The sequence below is a fragment of the Pseudomonas sp. MC6 genome (assembly GCF_054790575.1).
The window spans coordinates 1,101,797-1,117,345 of the sequence record NZ_CP186504.1 but is presented as its reverse complement, the minus strand read 5'-3'; the positions used below and the strand labels follow the sequence as shown (position 1 = coordinate 1,117,345).

The following is a 15,549-nucleotide window of genomic DNA, read 5'->3' as shown; positions in this document are numbered from 1 at the left end:
CGGAACCGCACAGCATGATCATCAGACCCAAGGTCAATCAGTTCGCCATTCTCTTCACCCTCAAGGGTTCGATCGCCAAGCGCATTGCTATGCGCACGTTGATGGTCACCCTCCTGGCTTCGGCGATCGTGCTGGTGGAAATCCTCCATCCGAGCAACTTCACCAAGGTCAACGCCACGCCGTTTACGTTGTTGGGTTTGTCGCTGTCGATCTTCATGAATTTTCGCAACAACGCCTGTTATGACCGCTGGTACGAGGCGCGCAAGGCCTGGGGCGAAGTGATCGTGCACATTCGTTCGGTGATTCGCGAAACCCATGTGATTCGTGAATCGGCTGAGCGCAAACCGTTGCTGCTCAATCTTTGTGGTTTTGCTCATGCGATGAATGCGCGGCTGCGCAAGGAAAGCGAAGCGGACGCCAGCAGCCAATGGGTCATGCCGAAACCCGATCCGCAGACGCCGGATTACAGCGGGCGCATTTTGCAGACGGTCGGCCAGCAGTGTTCCGATCTGCATCAGAACGGTGAGCTGACTGAATGGCGCTACATGCTATTGGCCAATCACCTGACCAGCCTGACCCAGGCGCAAGCGGTGTGCGAACGGATCAAAACCACGCCGCTGCCGTTTCCTTACACACTGTTGTTGCACCGCACGATCTACCTGTTTTGCATCCTGCTGCCGTTTGCCATGGCCGAGCCGCTGGGCTGGCTGACACCGTTGTTCACGGCGATTGTCAGCTATACGTTTTTTGGCCTGGATGCGATAGCCGATGAACTGGAAGACCCCTTCGGCCGCGACGAAAACGACCTGCCCACCGATGCACTTGTGCGCACCATCGAACGTGACATCCTCGCCGAACTGGGCGCCGAAGTACCGCCGGCGCTGAAGCCGGTGGACTATGTGCTAAGTTGACCCTCAGCTCTGCAGACACCCCGAAAACCTGTGGGAGCGAGCTTGCTCGCGAAGAGGCCGTATAAGCCAACACCAATGTCGACTGACACTCCGCCTTCGCGAGCAAGCTCGCTCCCACAGGGTTCGCGTACACCGCGGATATTGATGACCACCACAAAACCAATGTGGGAGCGAGTCTGCTCGCGAAGGGGCCGGCCCAGTCAATATCTTCGTCGACTGACACTCCGCCTTCGCGAGCAGGCTCACTCCTACAGGTTTTGCATTTACACCCGGATATTGATGACCGCCATAAAGCCATTGTGGAAGCGAGCCTGCTCGCGAAGGGGCCCTGTCAGCCAACATCGATGTCAACTGACACTACGCCTTCGCGAGCAAGCTCGCCCAAAGTTTTGATTTGTGTTGTCGGTTTAGAAGAGTTCGTTGAACGGGATGAAGCGCAGCGGGTCGCCGAGGTTGTGCGTGCTGTTTTCGGGAATTTCCACCAGGCCGTCGCCCCAGGTTGCGCCGAGCAGCACGCCGGAGCTTTGATTGGGATAGAGCACCGCTCGCCCCGCCTCCAGTTTCACTCGCAGGTATTCACGGCGGCCGCCAGCCTTGTGCCAATCGAAGCCCGCGCTGACGGTAAAACTCAGCGGCATGACGTCTTCGACACCTTGTATACGCAGCAAATACGGCCGCGCCAATAAGCCAAACGTCACCAGCGCCGACGTCGGATTGCCCGGCAGGCCAATCACCGGCACCGTGCCGAAATGCCCGACCGTCAGCGGTTTTCCTGGCTTGATCGCCAGTTTCCACAACAGTGGTTTGCCGCTGTCGCGCAGCACTTGCCCCAGGCAATCGGCATCACCGGCAGATACGCCGCCCGTGGTCAGAATCAAATCAGCGCTCACTTGTAGTTGCTCAAGCTTAAGCCGCGTCTGCGCCGGGCGATCCGGGAGGATGCCGGCGTCGATCACTTCGCAGCCCAGCTCCCGCAACCAGTGGCCGAGCAACACGCGGTTGCTGTTGTAGATGCTGCCGGGGCGCAGTGGCTGGCCCGGTTCGACCAGTTCATCACCGGTCGACAGCAGTGCCACACGCGGGCGACGCACCACGTGCAGGTGCGCCAGCCCTTGCCCGGCGGCGACCGCCAGTTCGAACGGTCCAAGGCGTTTGCCGGCGCGCAGCAGGATATCGCCGACGCGATTTTCCTGACCTTGCGCGCGGATGTTCTGCCCCGCCTTCAGCGGCTGCAAGAAGCGCACGCGACCGTCCTCCAGCACTTCGACGTTCTCCTGCATCTCGACGCAGGTGGCGCCGGGCGGCAGCGGTGCGCCGGTAAAGATCCGTGCGCAGGTGCCAGGCAGCAAGGTGTCCGGCGCCAGCCCGGCGTAAACCTTTTGCGAGACCTTCAACGGCTGCCGGTGCAGATCGGCGAGATTGACCGCGTAACCGTCCATAGCGCTGTTCGGCCACGGTGGCAGGTCGAGTGTCGCCACAAGATCACTGGCCAGCACCCGCCCACGCGCATCGTCGAGCGCCAGCAGTTCGCTGTTAGCCAGACGTTGCTCATTGGCCATGCCGAGCAATTGGTCGAGAGCGTCTTCGACCGGCATCAGCGGTGCCTTGCTCATCCGCGTGGCCCGCAGGCTTGCACGGCTTTCAGGTGCGGAACGAAGTTGCACGGGCGATGACGGTTATCCAGCTGCTCGGCAAGAATGCCTTCCCACGCAGTCCGACAGGCGCCCGTTGAGCCCGGCAGGCAGCACACCAGCGTGCCGTTCGACAACCCGGCCAGCGCGCGGCTTTGCACGGTGGACGTGCCGATATCCAGAATCGAAATCGCCCGGAACAGTTCGCCAAAACCATCGATCTGCTTATCGAACAGGCAGGCCACCGCTTCCGGCGTGCTGTCACGACCGGTGAAACCCGTGCCGCCGGTGATCAGCACTACCTGAATGCCTTCGTCAGCAATCCAGTGAGCGACCTGCGCACGGATCTTGTACAGATCGTCCTTGAGCAGGTTGCGCTCGCTCAAGGTATGCCCTGCTTCCAGCAACCGACTGACCAGCAATTGGCCCGAGGTATCGCTGGCATAATCGCGGGTATCGCTGACCGTCAGTACGGCAATATTCAGGGGGACAAACAGGGCATCGGCTTTGGCGCTCATGGCAGTTCTCCGGCAGCAGTCAATCAACATTGCCGAGCAGCCTAAGTGCCACTTATGAGGACTGTCTAATCACTCTGGCCAACCACATTATCGAGCGGCTCTATCAGCGCTTTTTATACCGCAACAAGCCAGCAAAACCGTGGCTGATAGAGCCGATCGATAGCCCCTTAAACACTTCCGATTGGACGAATAACCGTTCAAGTGAGATCGTCGCACCCTGCGCTTTTCGTGCGTCTCGCGCATCCGCGTCAATACTCAATCAAAAAATCCCCATCGAGCAGGTGCCATCGTGGACATCAAACAACTCAAGTTCCTGATCGCGCTGGACGAAACCCGCCACTTCGGCCAGGCCGCCGCACGCTGCCACATCACCCAGCCGACGTTGTCGATGCGCCTGCGCAATCTCGAAGATGAGCTGGATCTGGTGCTGGTCAACCGTGGCCAGCGCTTTGAAGGTTTCACCCAGGCTGGCGAACGCGTGCTGGCCTGGGCGCGCACCTTGCTCGCGGCTCACGACGGTCTGTTCGCCGAAGCGGCGGCGTGTCGCGGGCAACTGGTGGGTAGTTTGCGTCTGGGTCTGGTGCCGCTGAGCAGCTTCAATCCGGTCAATTACATTCAGGGTTTATCGGGTACGTATCCGGAGCTGAAATTCAGCCTGTCGTCGCTGAGTTCCGACGAGATCATCGCCGGTTTGGGCAACAATCAGCTTGATCTGGGCGTGTGCTATCTGGACCACGTCAACCCGAACTATTTCGAGTTTTTCGAGATCGGTGAAACCCGCGTCGGCCTGCTCTACGACAACCGGCATTTCCATTTCGAAGGCACTGAAATGAGCTGGGAAGACGCCGCCGAACTGCCGCTGGGGATGATCACCGCCGGCATGCATTATCGTAAATCCATCGATTTGAGCTTCCGCAGTCGTGGCCTCAGCCCACAGCCGATCATGGAAAGCGACTCGACCTATCAGCTGTTGCAGGCGATTCACCAAGGCTTTTGCTGCGCGATCATGCCGCTGGACAGCGGGCTTGAGGAGCCGATCGAACACCTGTCGTTCATGCAGTTGCCGGATGCCAGTGTGCTCGCGCCGTTGGGGCTGGTGATGCGCAAGACCGAGCCGCGCTCGGCGATTGCCGAGAAGTGTTTTGCCGAGGCGCGGAAGTTGTTTGGGGTTGAGGTGACCGCCGAATAATTGATGTCGTATATCAGGCCCTCATCGCGAGCAGGCTCACTCCTACAGGGGAACGCATTCCAAATGTAGGAGTGAGCCTGCTCGCGATGGGGCCTGACCCGACAACACATATTTTGGTTGATCGAGCAAAGCAATCACCACATAAGAACAAGCGATTGGACGCACTTTTAACGCCCCCGTAGCCTGAACACTCTTCAGCGCCTCGGGACTTTTCAGATGCTCTGCCACGTCGAAACCCTCACAGAATCCACTACCGAACCCAACGCCCCAGCACCGCAACCAGCGCAGGTGGCGTTTCGCGAATACCTGCCCGACACCGCCATCTCCCACGCCGCGCTGGCCGCGGAAATCGCTCTCGCCATTAGCTACAACGGCCTGAGCCAGGCAGTGATGATGGTCTCGCCCGGCAACCTCGAAGACTTTATCCGTGGCTTCAGTTTGAGCAACGCGATCATCGACAGCGTCGACGAGATCTACGACATCCGCCTCACGCATTTCGATCAGGCCTGTCAGGCCGAAGTGCAGATTTCCAGCCGGGCGTTCTGGGCCTTGAAGGATCACCGGCGGCAAATGACGGGCACCAGCGGTTGCGGCATCTGTGGCGTTGAAGCACTGGAGCAGGCGCTGCCGCAACTGCAGATCCTGCAACCTTCACCGCTACCGCCGGCCGAGCATTTCGACGGCATCCGCCAATGCATCGAAGCCGCTCAACAACTGGCGCGCAGCAGCGGTGCTCTGCACGCCGCGCTGTATTTCGACGTCGACAGTGAAGCGCTGCTGTGCCGCGAAGACATCGGCCGCCACAACGCCCTCGACAAGCTGATCGGCGCGATGCAGATCGACGCCATCGATGCGGCTGAAGGCTTCGTCGTGGTCACCAGCCGTTGCAGCCTCGAACTGATTCACAAAGCCGTGCGTGCGCGCCTCGGCACCCTCGTCAGTCTGTCCGCGCCAACCGCTTTGACAGTGCGGTGGGCACTCAAGCATCGACTCAATCTGATCCATGTGCCGCACCGCAACGCCCCGCGAATTTACAGCCCGATCCAGGAGTATTCCGCATGAGCGACACCCTCACCCACCTCGACGATCAGGGCCGCGCCAACATGGTCGACGTCAGCGATAAAGCCGCGACCCGCCGCGAAGCCACGGCGCAAGCCTGGGTGCAGATGCGCCCGGAAACCTTAAAGATGATCCAGGCCAACGGGCACCCGAAAGGCGATGTCTTCGCGGTGGCGCGGATCGCCGGGATACAAGCTGCCAAGCGCACTCACGAACTGATTCCGCTGTGCCATGCGCTGTTGCTCAGTTCGATTCACGTCGAATTCAAGGCTTGTGAACCGGATCGCGTGCAGATCAACAGCACCTGCCGCCTGACCGGCCAGACCGGCGTCGAACTCGAAGCGTTGACCGCCGCCAGCGTCGCCGCGCTGACCATTTACGACATGTGCAAAGCGGTAGATCGGGCGATGGTCATTGGCGACATCCGCCTGCTCAGTAAACAGGGTGGCCGTTCCGGTCACTTTCAATGGGAGGACACGCAATGATCCTGATCAACTACTTCGCCAGCTACCGTGACCGGCTCAATCTGGGTGGTGAAAAAATTCCGCTGACTGATGCATTGGGCAGCGTTGAAGATGTGCGGCAAATGCTTATGCAGCGAGGCGATCTGTGGCGCGATGTGCTCGGTGCCGGGAATCTGATGTGCGCGCTGAATCAGGAGCTGTGTCAGCCGAGTCAGGCGATTGAAGATTTCGATGAGATCGCGTTTTTTCCGCCAGTGACCGGGGGTTGATCAATGGCTATTCGAGTCCAGCACAAAAGCTTCGACGTCGGCCAGTTGACGGCCGATCTGCACGCGCGCAATCCACGGGTGGGCGCGGTGGTGAATTTCATTGGTTATGTGCGTGATCTGAATATTGGTCAGAGCGTGAATGAAATGTTTCTTGAGCACTATCCGGGCATGACCGAAAAAGCCCTCGAGCAGATCGCGGAAGAAGCCCGTGAGCGCTGGCCGCTGTTGGGGGTGGAGATTGTGCATCGGGTCGGCGCGTTGGCGGTGAGTGAGCCGATCGTGTTTGTCGGGGTTAGCAGCAAGCATCGGCATATGGCGTTCGAGGCGTGCGCGTTCATCATGGACGTGCTCAAGACCCGTGCGCCGTTCTGGAAACGTGAGAGTACGCCTGAGGGTTCTCGCTGGGTCGAGGGCCGGGAAAGCGATCGGGATGCGGCGTTGCGTTGGAGTCTGGCACATGCCTGAAGAGCAAAAGCCCCTCACCCTAGCCCTCTCCCAGAGGGAGAGGGAACTGATTGGGGGATATCGGAGAGATTCATCGACTTGAAAGATTGGCTCTGAATCCATAATCGACTCGATCTTTCAGGTCGATGGATAACGCCAGACACCTCGGTCGGCTCCCTCTCCCTTTGGGAGAGGGCTGGGGTGAGGGTTGAAAGTCTGATTAGATAGCCACTCCGCCAGGACCCAACTCCGGAGTCTCGCTTGAGCACAGCGCCGAACAACCTGCCCCGCCCCGATCCCGTCACCCTGCGCCAGGCTTGGCGCTTCTGGCTAAAACTCGGCTGCATCGGTTTCGGCGGCCCGGCCGGGCAGATCGCGATCATGCATCAGGAGCTGGTCGAGCGCCGGCGCTGGATTTCCGAAAAACGTTTCCTGCACGCGCTCAACTACTGCATGTTGCTGCCCGGCCCCGAGGCTCAGCAACTGGCGACGTACATCGGCTGGCTGCTGCATCGCACCTGGGGCGGTGTCATCGCCGGTGCGCTGTTTGTGTTGCCGTCATTGTTCATTCTGATCGCGTTGTCCTGGCTGTACATCGCCTTCGGTGACGTGCCAGCAGTGGCCGGGGTGTTTTACGGGATCAAACCGGCGATCACCGCGATTGTCCTGCACGCCGCGCATCGCATCGGCTCGCGTGCATTGAAGAACGCCTGGCTATGGACGATTGCCGGCGCCTCGTTCGTGGCGATTTTCGCCTTCAACGTGCCCTTCCCCTTGATCGTCCTCGGGGCTGCGTTGATCGGCTATCTGGGAGGACGTTTCGCCCCTCAGCGGTTCAGCAACGGTGGTGCGCGCAACAGCGAGAAATCCTTCGGCCCGGCATTGATCGACGACGATACGCCGGCGCCGGAACACGCCCGTTTCAGCCTGCCGAAGCTGCTGCGCCTAGGGTTGATCGGTGCGGTGCTCTGGTGTTTACCGATGGCGTTGTTGACAGCATTGTTCGGCTGGGACGGCACCTTCACACAAATGGCCTGGTTCTTCACCAAAGCCGCGCTGCTTACCTTTGGTGGCGCTTACGCGGTGCTGCCTTACGTCTATCAGGGCGCCGTCGGGCATTACGGCTGGTTGACGCCGACGCAGATGATCGACGGCCTCGCCCTCGGTGAAACCACACCCGGCCCGCTGATCATGGTGGTGGCGTTCGTCGGTTTCGTTGGCGCCTATGTGCAACCGGCGTTCGGCCCCGAACATGCCTTTGCCGCCGGGGCGCTGGCGGCAACGTTGGTGACCTGGTTCACCTTCCTGCCCTCGTTTCTGTTCATCCTCGCCGGCGGGCCGTTGGTGGAATCGACGCACAACGAACTGAAGTTCACCGCACCGCTGACGGCGATCACCGCTGCCGTGGTCGGGGTGATTGTGAACCTGGCGTGTTTTTTCGCTTATCACGTGTTGTGGCCAAACGGGTTCGCCGGGGCGCTGGATGTGTTTTCGCTGATGTTGGCGGTTGCAGCGGCGCTGGCGCTGTTCGTTTTCAAACGCGGCGTGTTCAGTGTGTTGATCGTTTGCGCCCTCGCCGGGCTGGGCTTTCACCTGATGCGCTGAACCTGGCCTGTGAATCTCCCGTTTACACGCCCGCGAATTCCCCCTTACTATCCGGGCACACCGGTCGGCGGGGTCAGCCCGCCACCGACGTTTTCCGCCAACGGAAACACGCGTTATGAGTACGTCACCACAACAAGCAGAATCGTTGAACGTCTCTACCCTGCGCGCCCTCTCTCACAGGGGCGGCGTATGAATCGTATCGTCAATCTCCCCATGGCCCTGCGCCGTTCCAAGCTGCGTCACTCCGCACGCCCGCCGGATATCGCCCGGTCTGTCTGATCGCGCCCGTTAAAAAACCGCGACAGCCCCCTGCTTCTTGATATCCCGGCCAGGACAGCCACGCCTATTGCCGCGTCGTGTCCGGCCCGAATCTGCGCGCCTGTGCGGCGCCATCGTGAGTGATTGATTATGAAATTCGCAGCCATCGAAGACGCACGCCTGTTCCTTGAACAGAACCCCGATATCGACATGATCGAGTTGTTCATTCTCGACGCCAACGGCGTGCCACGCGGCAAGCTGTTGCACCGCGAAGAACTGCTCGCCGTGTACCAAAGCGGTCGGCCGCTACCCAGCACCATCCTCGGTCTGACCGTGCAGGGCGAAGACGTCGAAAACTCCGGTCTGGTCTGGGATGTCGGCGATATCGACTGCCGCGCCTATCCGCTGGAAGGCAGTCTGGTGCGCCTGCCGTGGCGCAAGATTCCGACCGCCGCCGTGCAGGTGAGCATGCACCCGACCGAGGGCATGCCCGCCAGCATCGCCGACCCCCGGCACTTGCTGATCAAAGTCATAGACGGCCTCAAGGCCGAGGGTTATTACCCGGTGATGGCCTGCGAACTGGAGTTCTACCTGCTCGACGCCAAACGCGATCACAACGGCCGCCCGCAACCGGCACTGGACGCGGACGGTGGTCGACCGCGACACACCCAGGTCTACGGTTTGCGTGAGCTGGAACAGATCGAACCGTTCCTCGCCGACCTCTACAACGCCTGCAAACTGCACGGTATTCCGGCGCGCACGGCGATCTCCGAGTACGCGCCGGGTCAGGTGGAAATTACCCTCGAACATGGCGATGCGCTGGAGGCGATGGATCAGGCGGTGCGCTACAAACGTCTGGTCAAGGCCATCGCCCACAAGCACGGCATGCAGGCGACGTTCATGGCCAAGCCGTTCGATGACCTGGCCGGCACCGGCATGCACATGCACGTGAGTCTGGCCGATGGCGCGGGGCATAATCTGTTCGCCTCGGAAGACCCGGCCGGCACACCGCTGCTGCGCACAGCAATTGGCGGCATGCTCGCCTCGCTACTCGATTCATTGCTGCTGTTCTGCCCGAACGCCAACTCGTATCGACGCTTCCAGGCCAACAGCTACGCGCCTCTGGCGCCGACCTGGGGCGTCGACAATCGCACCGTCAGCCTGCGCGTTCCGGGCGGCCCGGCCAATACCCGGCACATCGAACACCGCATCTGCGGCGCCGATGCCAACCCGTATCTGGCCGCGGCAGCGATCCTTGCCGGGATTCATCGCGGCATTCGTGAAGACCTTGATCCGGGTGCGCCGGTTGAAGGCAATGGTTATGCGCAGGCGAAGGAATTGTTGCCGACCGATTGGCTGACGTCGCTGCAGGCGCTGGAGAATTCGGTGTGGGCACGGGATGCGTTAGGACAGGAATTTCTCGGGGTGTATCTGGCGGTGAAGCGTGCCGAGTATCGGCAGTTCATGGCCGAGGTGGGTGAGCAGGATTGGCGCTGGTATCTCACCGAGGCCTGAAGACTCCCCCCTACCCCCTGTAGGAGTGAGCCTGCTCGCGATGAGGCCATGTCAGTCAAACCATCTGTGAATGACACACCGCTATCGCGAGCAGGCTCACTCCTACAAGGGACCGCGTACAACCTAAGAATTCGTGTGGACACTGACATGACCGAACGCTGCAATTCCTACTACACCGCCACCCTCAACCAGGACACCGACTACCCGACCCTGCAAGGCCGGCACAAGGTCGACGTGGTGATCATCGGCGGCGGTTTCACCGGCGTCGCCACTGCCGTCGAACTCGCCGAAAAAGGCCTGAAAGTCGCCATCGTCGAAAGCCACAAGATCGGCTGGGGCGCCACCGGGCGCAACGGCGGACAAGTTACCGGCAGCCTTTCCGGCGACGGCGCAATGCGCAAACAGATGCGTCCGAAACTCGGCGACGAGGTCGATGACTTCATCTGGCACCTGCGCTGGCGCGGGCATGAAATCATCCAGCAACGGGTCGAGAAATACGGCATTCAATGCGACCTCAAACACGGCCATTTACACGCGGCGTACAAGCCCAGTCACATGACTGACTTGCGCAAGGATTACGAAGAAGCCGTGCGGCGGGGATTGGGCGATGAGGTCAGTCTGCTCGACCGCAGTCAGGTGCGCGATCTGCTGCAAAGCGATCTCTACCACGGCGCAATCAAGAATACGCGCAACATGCATCTGCACCCGCTCAACCTGTGCATCGGTGAAGCGCGGGCGGCGGAAAGTCTTGGCGCGCTGATCTTTGAAAACAGCGAAGTGCTGGAGATCATTCACGGCGCTACGCCTGGGGTGAGAACGGCCCACGGGCAAATCGATGCCTATCAGGTGATGCTCGCTGGCGACGTCTATCACAAGCTCGAACCGGGGCAGCTCAAGGGCAAGATTTTTCCGGCCATGGGCGGCATCGTCACCACCGCGCCGCTCGGCGATCTGGCCAAGCAGATCAACCCGGAAGATCTGGCCGTCTACGACTGCCGCTTCGTCCTCGACTACTACCGCCTCACTGCCGATGGCCGCTTGTTGTTTGGTGGCGGCGCCAACTACAGCGGCAAGGATTCACGGGACATCGCCGCCGAACTGCGCCCGTGCATCGAGCAAACCTTTCCGGCGCTCAAAGGTGTGCAGATCGATTACCAGTGGAGCTGCGCGATGGGCATCGTCATCAACCGCATCCCGCAGCTGGGCAAGCTCTCGGATAACGTCTGGTATTGCCAGGGCTACTCGGGGCACGGCATCGCAACGACGCACATCATGGGCGAAATCATGAGCCGGGCGATTACCGGGCAGATGGAGCAGTTCGATACGTTTGCCGCGTGTCAGCACATTCGTGTGCCGATGGGGGATTTGCTCGGTAACCCGTTGTTGGCTGCCGGGATGTGGTACTACCAAATGCTTGAGCGCCTGCGCTGAAAGATGGGTTGAATGTACCGACCCCTTCGCGAGCAAGCTCGCTCCCACATTCGACCGCGTTCCCGAGATAGAACCCGGTCACCTGTGGGAGCGAGCTTGCTCGCGAAAGGGCCCTCAAATCCAGCAAAAATTCAATCCGGCAACTGCTCCACCACAATCCCCAACCGCCGATAATCCTCGACACTCCCCGACGCCACATGCCGCTCGGTAATCAGCGTATGCAGGCGCGTACATGGCGCCACCACAAACGGCTCAACCGCGCCCAACTTGTCCGCCGTGGTCACGGCAATCACCCGCGCGGCGCCATCGAGCATCGCCTGCTTCACCGGCACCTCGTCGAAATGCAGCGAGGTAATCCCCACTTCCGGATGAATCGCACAGACGCCAGTAATCGCCAGATCCGCCCTGATCCCGGCCAGCAGCCGCAGTGCCTCATGCCCACCCGCCGCCATCGTTCGCGGATTCAACTGGCCACCGGCGAGAATCACTTTCACACCCTTGAATTCCGAGAGTGCAATCGCCGTCATCGGTGAAGCGGTCACCGCCGTGATGCTGATATCTGCACTTAACGACCGCGCCACTTGCAGCGTGGTCGAGCCGGAGTCGAACAGTACAATCTGCCCGTCCTCGATCTCCTGCGCGGCCCGTTGCGCCAATCGAATTTTCACCTCATCCGTCTCGTCCAGCCGCGTGAAGTAGTCCTTGCCGGAGTCCTTCGGACGCGGCAGCGCCCCGCCGTGCACGCGCTGCACCAGCCCGGCGTTGTCCAGTTCCGCGAGGTCGCGGCGGATGGTGTCTTCGGAGACTGCGAAGTGCTGGCTCAACTCGGAGGCCATGACCTTGCCGTCACGTTCGAGGAGCAAAAGGATTTTCTGTCGGCGCAGGGATGGCAGTTCGGCCGCGGAGTGATCGTGCATGGTTATGCCTGTTTGTGCTTGTATTTGCAGGTTTCGCGAGAATAGCGAAAGGCTTCAACAAACACAAACTGGCGGGGTATCAATTGTTTCGATCATTGGAATCAACAAGGCGAATTTTTTCTTTGCTTTCAGCCTGTTCAGAATGGCCCCACTTCTAAAAGGCTCAGGATGAACACCTCATGAATCTCAATTTTGCGTTTGCGTGCATGATCGTCGTGTCGTTTGCGATTGCCCTCGGCCACGCCTGACAGCGCCTCAGACCGACGCCAGCAAATGCTCGCGCAGCCATTTGTGCGCCGGATCGCGATGCGAGCGTTCACCCCAGAACATCGCCATCTCGTAACCGGGTACTTCCAGCGGCGCGTCGACCGCTTGCAACGCCGGGTTGTCACGCACCAGGCGTGACGGCAGCATCGCCACCAGATCGGTGGCCGCCAGCACCGACATCGCCATCAGAAAGTGCGGCACCGACAACACCACTTTGCGCATCAGCCCGACATCGGCCAACGCCCGATCGGTCACCCCGAAAAAGCCTCCGCCCTCGCGCGACACCATGACGTGCTCCAGTGCGCAGAACTGTTCGCGGCTCGGCGCATGCATCAAATCTGGATGCCCGACTCTACCGGCCAGCACATAACGCTCGGTGAACAGTGGTCGACGGTGCAACTCAGGCGGCGCGTCTTCGCTGATGTGCAGCGCCAGATCGAACACCCCCTGCTCGGCCTGTTTAACCAAATGCGCCGGGGTCAGATCGATCACCGCCAGACGCGTGCCCGGCGCCTGTTCGCGCAAGTCGCTCAGCGCTGGCAACACCACCGTCGACTCGCCGTAATCGGTCGCGGCGATTTTCCAGGTGTGGGTCGCCAGCGCCGGGTCGAACGCGCTGGCCGGCGCCACCGCCCTCTCCAACGCCTCCAGCGCCTCGCGCAACGGCTCACGCAATTCATCAGCGCGCGCCGTCGGGCGCATTCCGCGCGGCCCAGGCAACAACAGCGGATCAGCAAAGATGTCGCGCAACTTGGCCAGATGCACGCTCACCGAGGGCTGCGACAGGTTCAGGCGCTGCGCCGCGCGTGTGACGTTGTGCTCCGCCAGCAGTACGTCGAGGGTCAGCAGCAGGTTGATATCCAGCCGTCTCAAATTATTCATGGCTATACCAGACATATCAGACATTCATTTCCAATATACCGGTTGAACGCCGATCCTGCAGTCACTCAGCTAACGGAGCTTCAACATGAACGTCTTACTCGTTTACGCCCATCCAGAACCGACCTCCCTCAACGGCTCGCTGCGCGACTTCAGCGTCCAGCGCCTGCAAGCCGCCGGTCACACCGTGCAGGTCTCCGACCTCTATGCAATGAACTGGAAAGCCAGCCTCGACGCCGACGACGCCCCGCAGCGCGATGCGACGAAACCGTTCCACGCCTCGCTCGACTCGAAAGTCGCCTACGCCGAAGGCACTCAGGCTGCCGACATCGCCCGTGAGCAGGAGAAACTGTTGTGGGCGGATGCGTTGATTCTGCAGTTTCCACTCTGGTGGTTCACCATGCCCGCCATTCTCAAAGGTTGGGTTGATCGGGTGTATGCCTACGGTTTTGCCTACGGCGTCGGCGAACATTCCGACAGTCGTTGGGGCGAGCGTTATGGCGAAGGGAAAATGAAAGGCAAACGGGCGATGTTGATGGTTACCACCGGCGGCTGGGAATCGCACTACGCACCGCGTGGGATCAACGGGCCGATTGATGATTTGTTGTTTCCGATTCAACACGGGATTTTGTACTACCCCGGTTTTGAAGTGGTGCCACCGTTTGTGGTGTATCGGACCAGTCGGATGGATGCGGCGCGGTATGCCGAGACTTGTGATGAGTTGGGGCGGCGGCTGGATGAGTTGTGGAGTGCCCGGCCGATCGGGTTTCGGCAGCAGAATGCCGGCGAATACGAAATCCCCGCTTTGACGTTGAAGAGCGATATCGCGCCGGATAGCGAAGGCTTCGACGCACACATCCGCTAGCGCCGCATTGCCCTCACCCCAGCCCTCTCCCGGAGGGAGAGGGAGCCGACCGCGTTGGATGTTCGAGTTACACCGACCTGATATCTCGAGCTGAACTCAGCTTTTGAAAGGCACCGAGATCGGCTCCCTTTCCCCTCGCCCCCTTTGGGGGAGAGGGCTGGGGTGAGGGGGTTGGATCTAACTGACACACCGCAACACATTGGCATCAGCTCGAGTCAGGTTTCCTCCCGCACCCGCCGCACCTGCACCAACAACGCCGGTGCAAAATGCAGCAACACCATCCGGCTCAAATGATGCGTCAGGATAAACACCACATTCAGCCCGCCACCAAACGCGACAATCGCAATCGTCTCAATCGCCCCGGGCATATACGCCAGCCACAGCGACAGCGGATCACTGCCCAACCAGCGTGCCGCGACTTCAGCAAATACTGCGGCGACCACGATCATCAAACCGACCGAGACCAACGCGGTGCGCCCGTGACGTCCCAGTTCCGCGAAGCCAAGCCCCTGAAACCTTGAGCCGATCCGCACGCCGAGAATCAGCGCCGCCAGATTCAAACTCCAATCCGGCATGTGAAAACCGTGCAACCATCCCACTTTCACAAATACCGCCGTGATGATGATCGCGGTGAGCATGAACGGCGCCGGTACGCCGATCACCAGCAGCAAGCGTCCGAGCAGTACGCTCAATGCGATTACCGAAAGCGCGGTCAGCGCCATGCCTGTCGTCAAAGGGTCGCCATCGGCAACCGCCACCGCAGCGGCTTGACCGGGAATCAGGAAACTCACCAACACCGTGATCAACAGCAAGCGCATCAAGTGCACGATGATGACTTTGCTCGAGGCCTTTTCCGACTCTAGTAAATCGAACACCGCTGCCAGTGCACCGGGATAAACCGCTAAGAGCGCATCCGTGCGATTCCAGCCTGCGCCGCGCGTCAGCCACCATCCGGCGAGGGCGATTTGCACCGTCAGGCAAATCAACAACATGCCGAGGCTCGGCAACATCGTCGAGGCTGTCTCGCTGTCCCACGCTTCGAACATCAGCCCGGTGGCGATGCCCAGCGTGACCTGGATGTAGCCAAGTCCATAAGGAGTTGCCGGGGCGATACCGGTTTTACTGGCGAACAATGCAGTGACGACAATCGAGCCCAACAACAAACCGTGGGGCACGCCTTCGAACTGCAACAGCGCGCCGAAACCGGCAGCAATCAACAAACAGAGAATGGATTTCATAGTCGCCTTCCTGGCTATTTACCTGACACACCACAACCCCATGTAGGAGCTGCCGAAGGCTGCGATCTTTTGCCTTTGTTTTTGAAGAT

Annotated in this window: 15 protein-coding genes; 10 read left to right on the top strand and 5 right to left on the bottom strand. The window is 60.3% G+C overall.

Features of this window, described 5'->3' with window-relative positions; genetic code table 11:
- Positions 1-14: 14 nt before the first annotated feature.
- Complete coding sequence (locus ACOYXE_RS05210) at positions 15-911, top strand: bestrophin family protein (RefSeq protein ID WP_460928044.1); 897 nt, start codon at positions 15-17, stop codon at positions 909-911.
- Between the two features lie 407 nt (positions 912-1,318).
- Here ACOYXE_RS05210 and ACOYXE_RS05205 read toward each other — a convergent pair whose 3' ends face one another.
- Entirely contained in the window at positions 1,319-2,524 is a 1,206-nt protein-coding gene (locus ACOYXE_RS05205) for a molybdopterin molybdotransferase MoeA (RefSeq protein WP_460928042.1), read from the bottom strand.
- A complete protein-coding gene (gene moaB / locus ACOYXE_RS05200) occupies positions 2,521-3,060 on the bottom strand; it encodes a molybdenum cofactor biosynthesis protein B (RefSeq protein WP_405123416.1) in 540 nt (179 codons plus the stop codon). The genes ACOYXE_RS05205 and moaB overlap by 4 nt, the downstream gene beginning before the upstream one ends.
- Before the next feature lie 289 nt (positions 3,061-3,349).
- Between moaB and ACOYXE_RS05195 the strand changes: the two genes are divergently transcribed.
- From ACOYXE_RS05195 to ACOYXE_RS05160, 8 genes are all read left to right on the top strand, one after another.
- Complete coding sequence (locus ACOYXE_RS05195; protein ID WP_405123415.1) at positions 3,350-4,249, top strand: LysR family transcriptional regulator; 900 nt, start codon at positions 3,350-3,352, stop codon at positions 4,247-4,249.
- Positions 4,250-4,465: 216 nt separating this feature from the next.
- Positions 4,466-5,311: a formate dehydrogenase accessory sulfurtransferase FdhD gene (gene fdhD, locus ACOYXE_RS05190; RefSeq protein WP_460928039.1), complete on the top strand. Its 846-nt coding sequence runs from the start codon at positions 4,466-4,468 to the stop codon at positions 5,309-5,311.
- Positions 5,308-5,793, top strand: coding sequence for a cyclic pyranopterin monophosphate synthase MoaC (gene moaC, locus ACOYXE_RS05185; protein WP_160058492.1), 486 nt, complete (start codon positions 5,308-5,310; stop codon positions 5,791-5,793). The genes fdhD and moaC overlap by 4 nt, the downstream gene beginning before the upstream one ends.
- Entirely contained in the window at positions 5,790-6,041 is a 252-nt protein-coding gene (locus ACOYXE_RS05180) for a MoaD/ThiS family protein (protein WP_160058493.1), read from the top strand. The genes moaC and ACOYXE_RS05180 overlap by 4 nt, the downstream gene beginning before the upstream one ends.
- A 3-nt stretch (positions 6,042-6,044) precedes the next feature.
- Entirely contained in the window at positions 6,045-6,506 is a 462-nt protein-coding gene (gene moaE / locus ACOYXE_RS05175; RefSeq protein ID WP_160058494.1) for a molybdopterin synthase catalytic subunit MoaE, read from the top strand.
- A gap of 240 nt (positions 6,507-6,746) precedes the next feature.
- Positions 6,747-8,090, top strand: coding sequence for a chromate efflux transporter (gene chrA / locus ACOYXE_RS05170; protein ID WP_160058495.1), 1,344 nt, complete (start codon positions 6,747-6,749; stop codon positions 8,088-8,090).
- Positions 8,091-8,498: 408 nt separating this feature from the next.
- Positions 8,499-9,863 (top strand): glutamine synthetase family protein, encoded by a 1,365-nt coding sequence (locus ACOYXE_RS05165; RefSeq protein WP_160058496.1) that lies wholly within the window; start codon positions 8,499-8,501, stop codon positions 9,861-9,863.
- Between the two features lie 147 nt (positions 9,864-10,010).
- Positions 10,011-11,294: an NAD(P)/FAD-dependent oxidoreductase gene (locus tag ACOYXE_RS05160; protein ID WP_460928035.1), complete on the top strand. Its 1,284-nt coding sequence runs from the start codon at positions 10,011-10,013 to the stop codon at positions 11,292-11,294.
- 131 nt (positions 11,295-11,425) lie between these two features.
- On the opposite strand, the gene ACOYXE_RS05155 is transcribed toward ACOYXE_RS05160, so the two are convergent.
- Together ACOYXE_RS05155 and ACOYXE_RS05150 are read right to left on the bottom strand one after the other, a co-directional pair.
- Complete coding sequence (locus tag ACOYXE_RS05155) at positions 11,426-12,211, bottom strand: DeoR/GlpR family DNA-binding transcription regulator (RefSeq protein ID WP_460928033.1); 786 nt, start codon at positions 12,209-12,211, stop codon at positions 11,426-11,428.
- Between the two features lie 255 nt (positions 12,212-12,466).
- The gene (locus ACOYXE_RS05150) at positions 12,467-13,360 is read right to left on the bottom strand and encodes a LysR family transcriptional regulator (RefSeq protein WP_460928030.1); all 894 of its coding nucleotides are present in this window, start codon (positions 13,358-13,360) and stop codon (positions 12,467-12,469) included.
- An 85-nt stretch (positions 13,361-13,445) separates the two neighbouring features.
- Between ACOYXE_RS05150 and ACOYXE_RS05145 the strand changes: the two genes are divergently transcribed.
- Entirely contained in the window at positions 13,446-14,222 is a 777-nt protein-coding gene (locus tag ACOYXE_RS05145) for an NAD(P)H-dependent oxidoreductase (RefSeq protein ID WP_460928028.1), read from the top strand.
- 215 nt (positions 14,223-14,437) lie between these two features.
- On the opposite strand, the gene ACOYXE_RS05140 is transcribed toward ACOYXE_RS05145, so the two are convergent.
- On the bottom strand, positions 14,438-15,460 hold the full coding sequence (locus tag ACOYXE_RS05140) for an AbrB family transcriptional regulator (protein WP_460928026.1): 1,023 nt from the start codon (positions 15,458-15,460) through the stop codon (positions 14,438-14,440).
- Positions 15,461-15,549: the final 89 nt, after the last annotated feature.

Coding starts and splice junctions, on each gene's coding strand:
- ACOYXE_RS05210 (WP_460928044.1), top strand. CDS start 15: ATGATCATCAGACCCAAGGTCAATCAGTTCGCCATTCTCTTCACCCTC.
- ACOYXE_RS05140 (WP_460928026.1), bottom strand. CDS start 15,460: ATGAAATCCATTCTCTGTTTGTTGATTGCTGCCGGTTTCGGCGCGCTG.
- ACOYXE_RS05180 (WP_160058493.1), top strand. CDS start 5,790: ATGATCCTGATCAACTACTTCGCCAGCTACCGTGACCGGCTCAATCTG.
- moaB (WP_405123416.1), bottom strand. CDS start 3,060: ATGAGCGCCAAAGCCGATGCCCTGTTTGTCCCCCTGAATATTGCCGTA.
- ACOYXE_RS05145 (WP_460928028.1), top strand. CDS start 13,446: ATGAACGTCTTACTCGTTTACGCCCATCCAGAACCGACCTCCCTCAAC.
- ACOYXE_RS05160 (WP_460928035.1), top strand. CDS start 10,011: ATGACCGAACGCTGCAATTCCTACTACACCGCCACCCTCAACCAGGAC.
- ACOYXE_RS05165 (WP_160058496.1), top strand. CDS start 8,499: ATGAAATTCGCAGCCATCGAAGACGCACGCCTGTTCCTTGAACAGAAC.
- moaE (WP_160058494.1), top strand. CDS start 6,045: ATGGCTATTCGAGTCCAGCACAAAAGCTTCGACGTCGGCCAGTTGACG.
- ACOYXE_RS05150 (WP_460928030.1), bottom strand. CDS start 13,360: ATGAATAATTTGAGACGGCTGGATATCAACCTGCTGCTGACCCTCGAC.
- fdhD (WP_460928039.1), top strand. CDS start 4,466: ATGCTCTGCCACGTCGAAACCCTCACAGAATCCACTACCGAACCCAAC.
- ACOYXE_RS05205 (WP_460928042.1), bottom strand. CDS start 2,524: ATGAGCAAGGCACCGCTGATGCCGGTCGAAGACGCTCTCGACCAATTG.
- moaC (WP_160058492.1), top strand. CDS start 5,308: ATGAGCGACACCCTCACCCACCTCGACGATCAGGGCCGCGCCAACATG.
- ACOYXE_RS05155 (WP_460928033.1), bottom strand. CDS start 12,211: ATGCACGATCACTCCGCGGCCGAACTGCCATCCCTGCGCCGACAGAAA.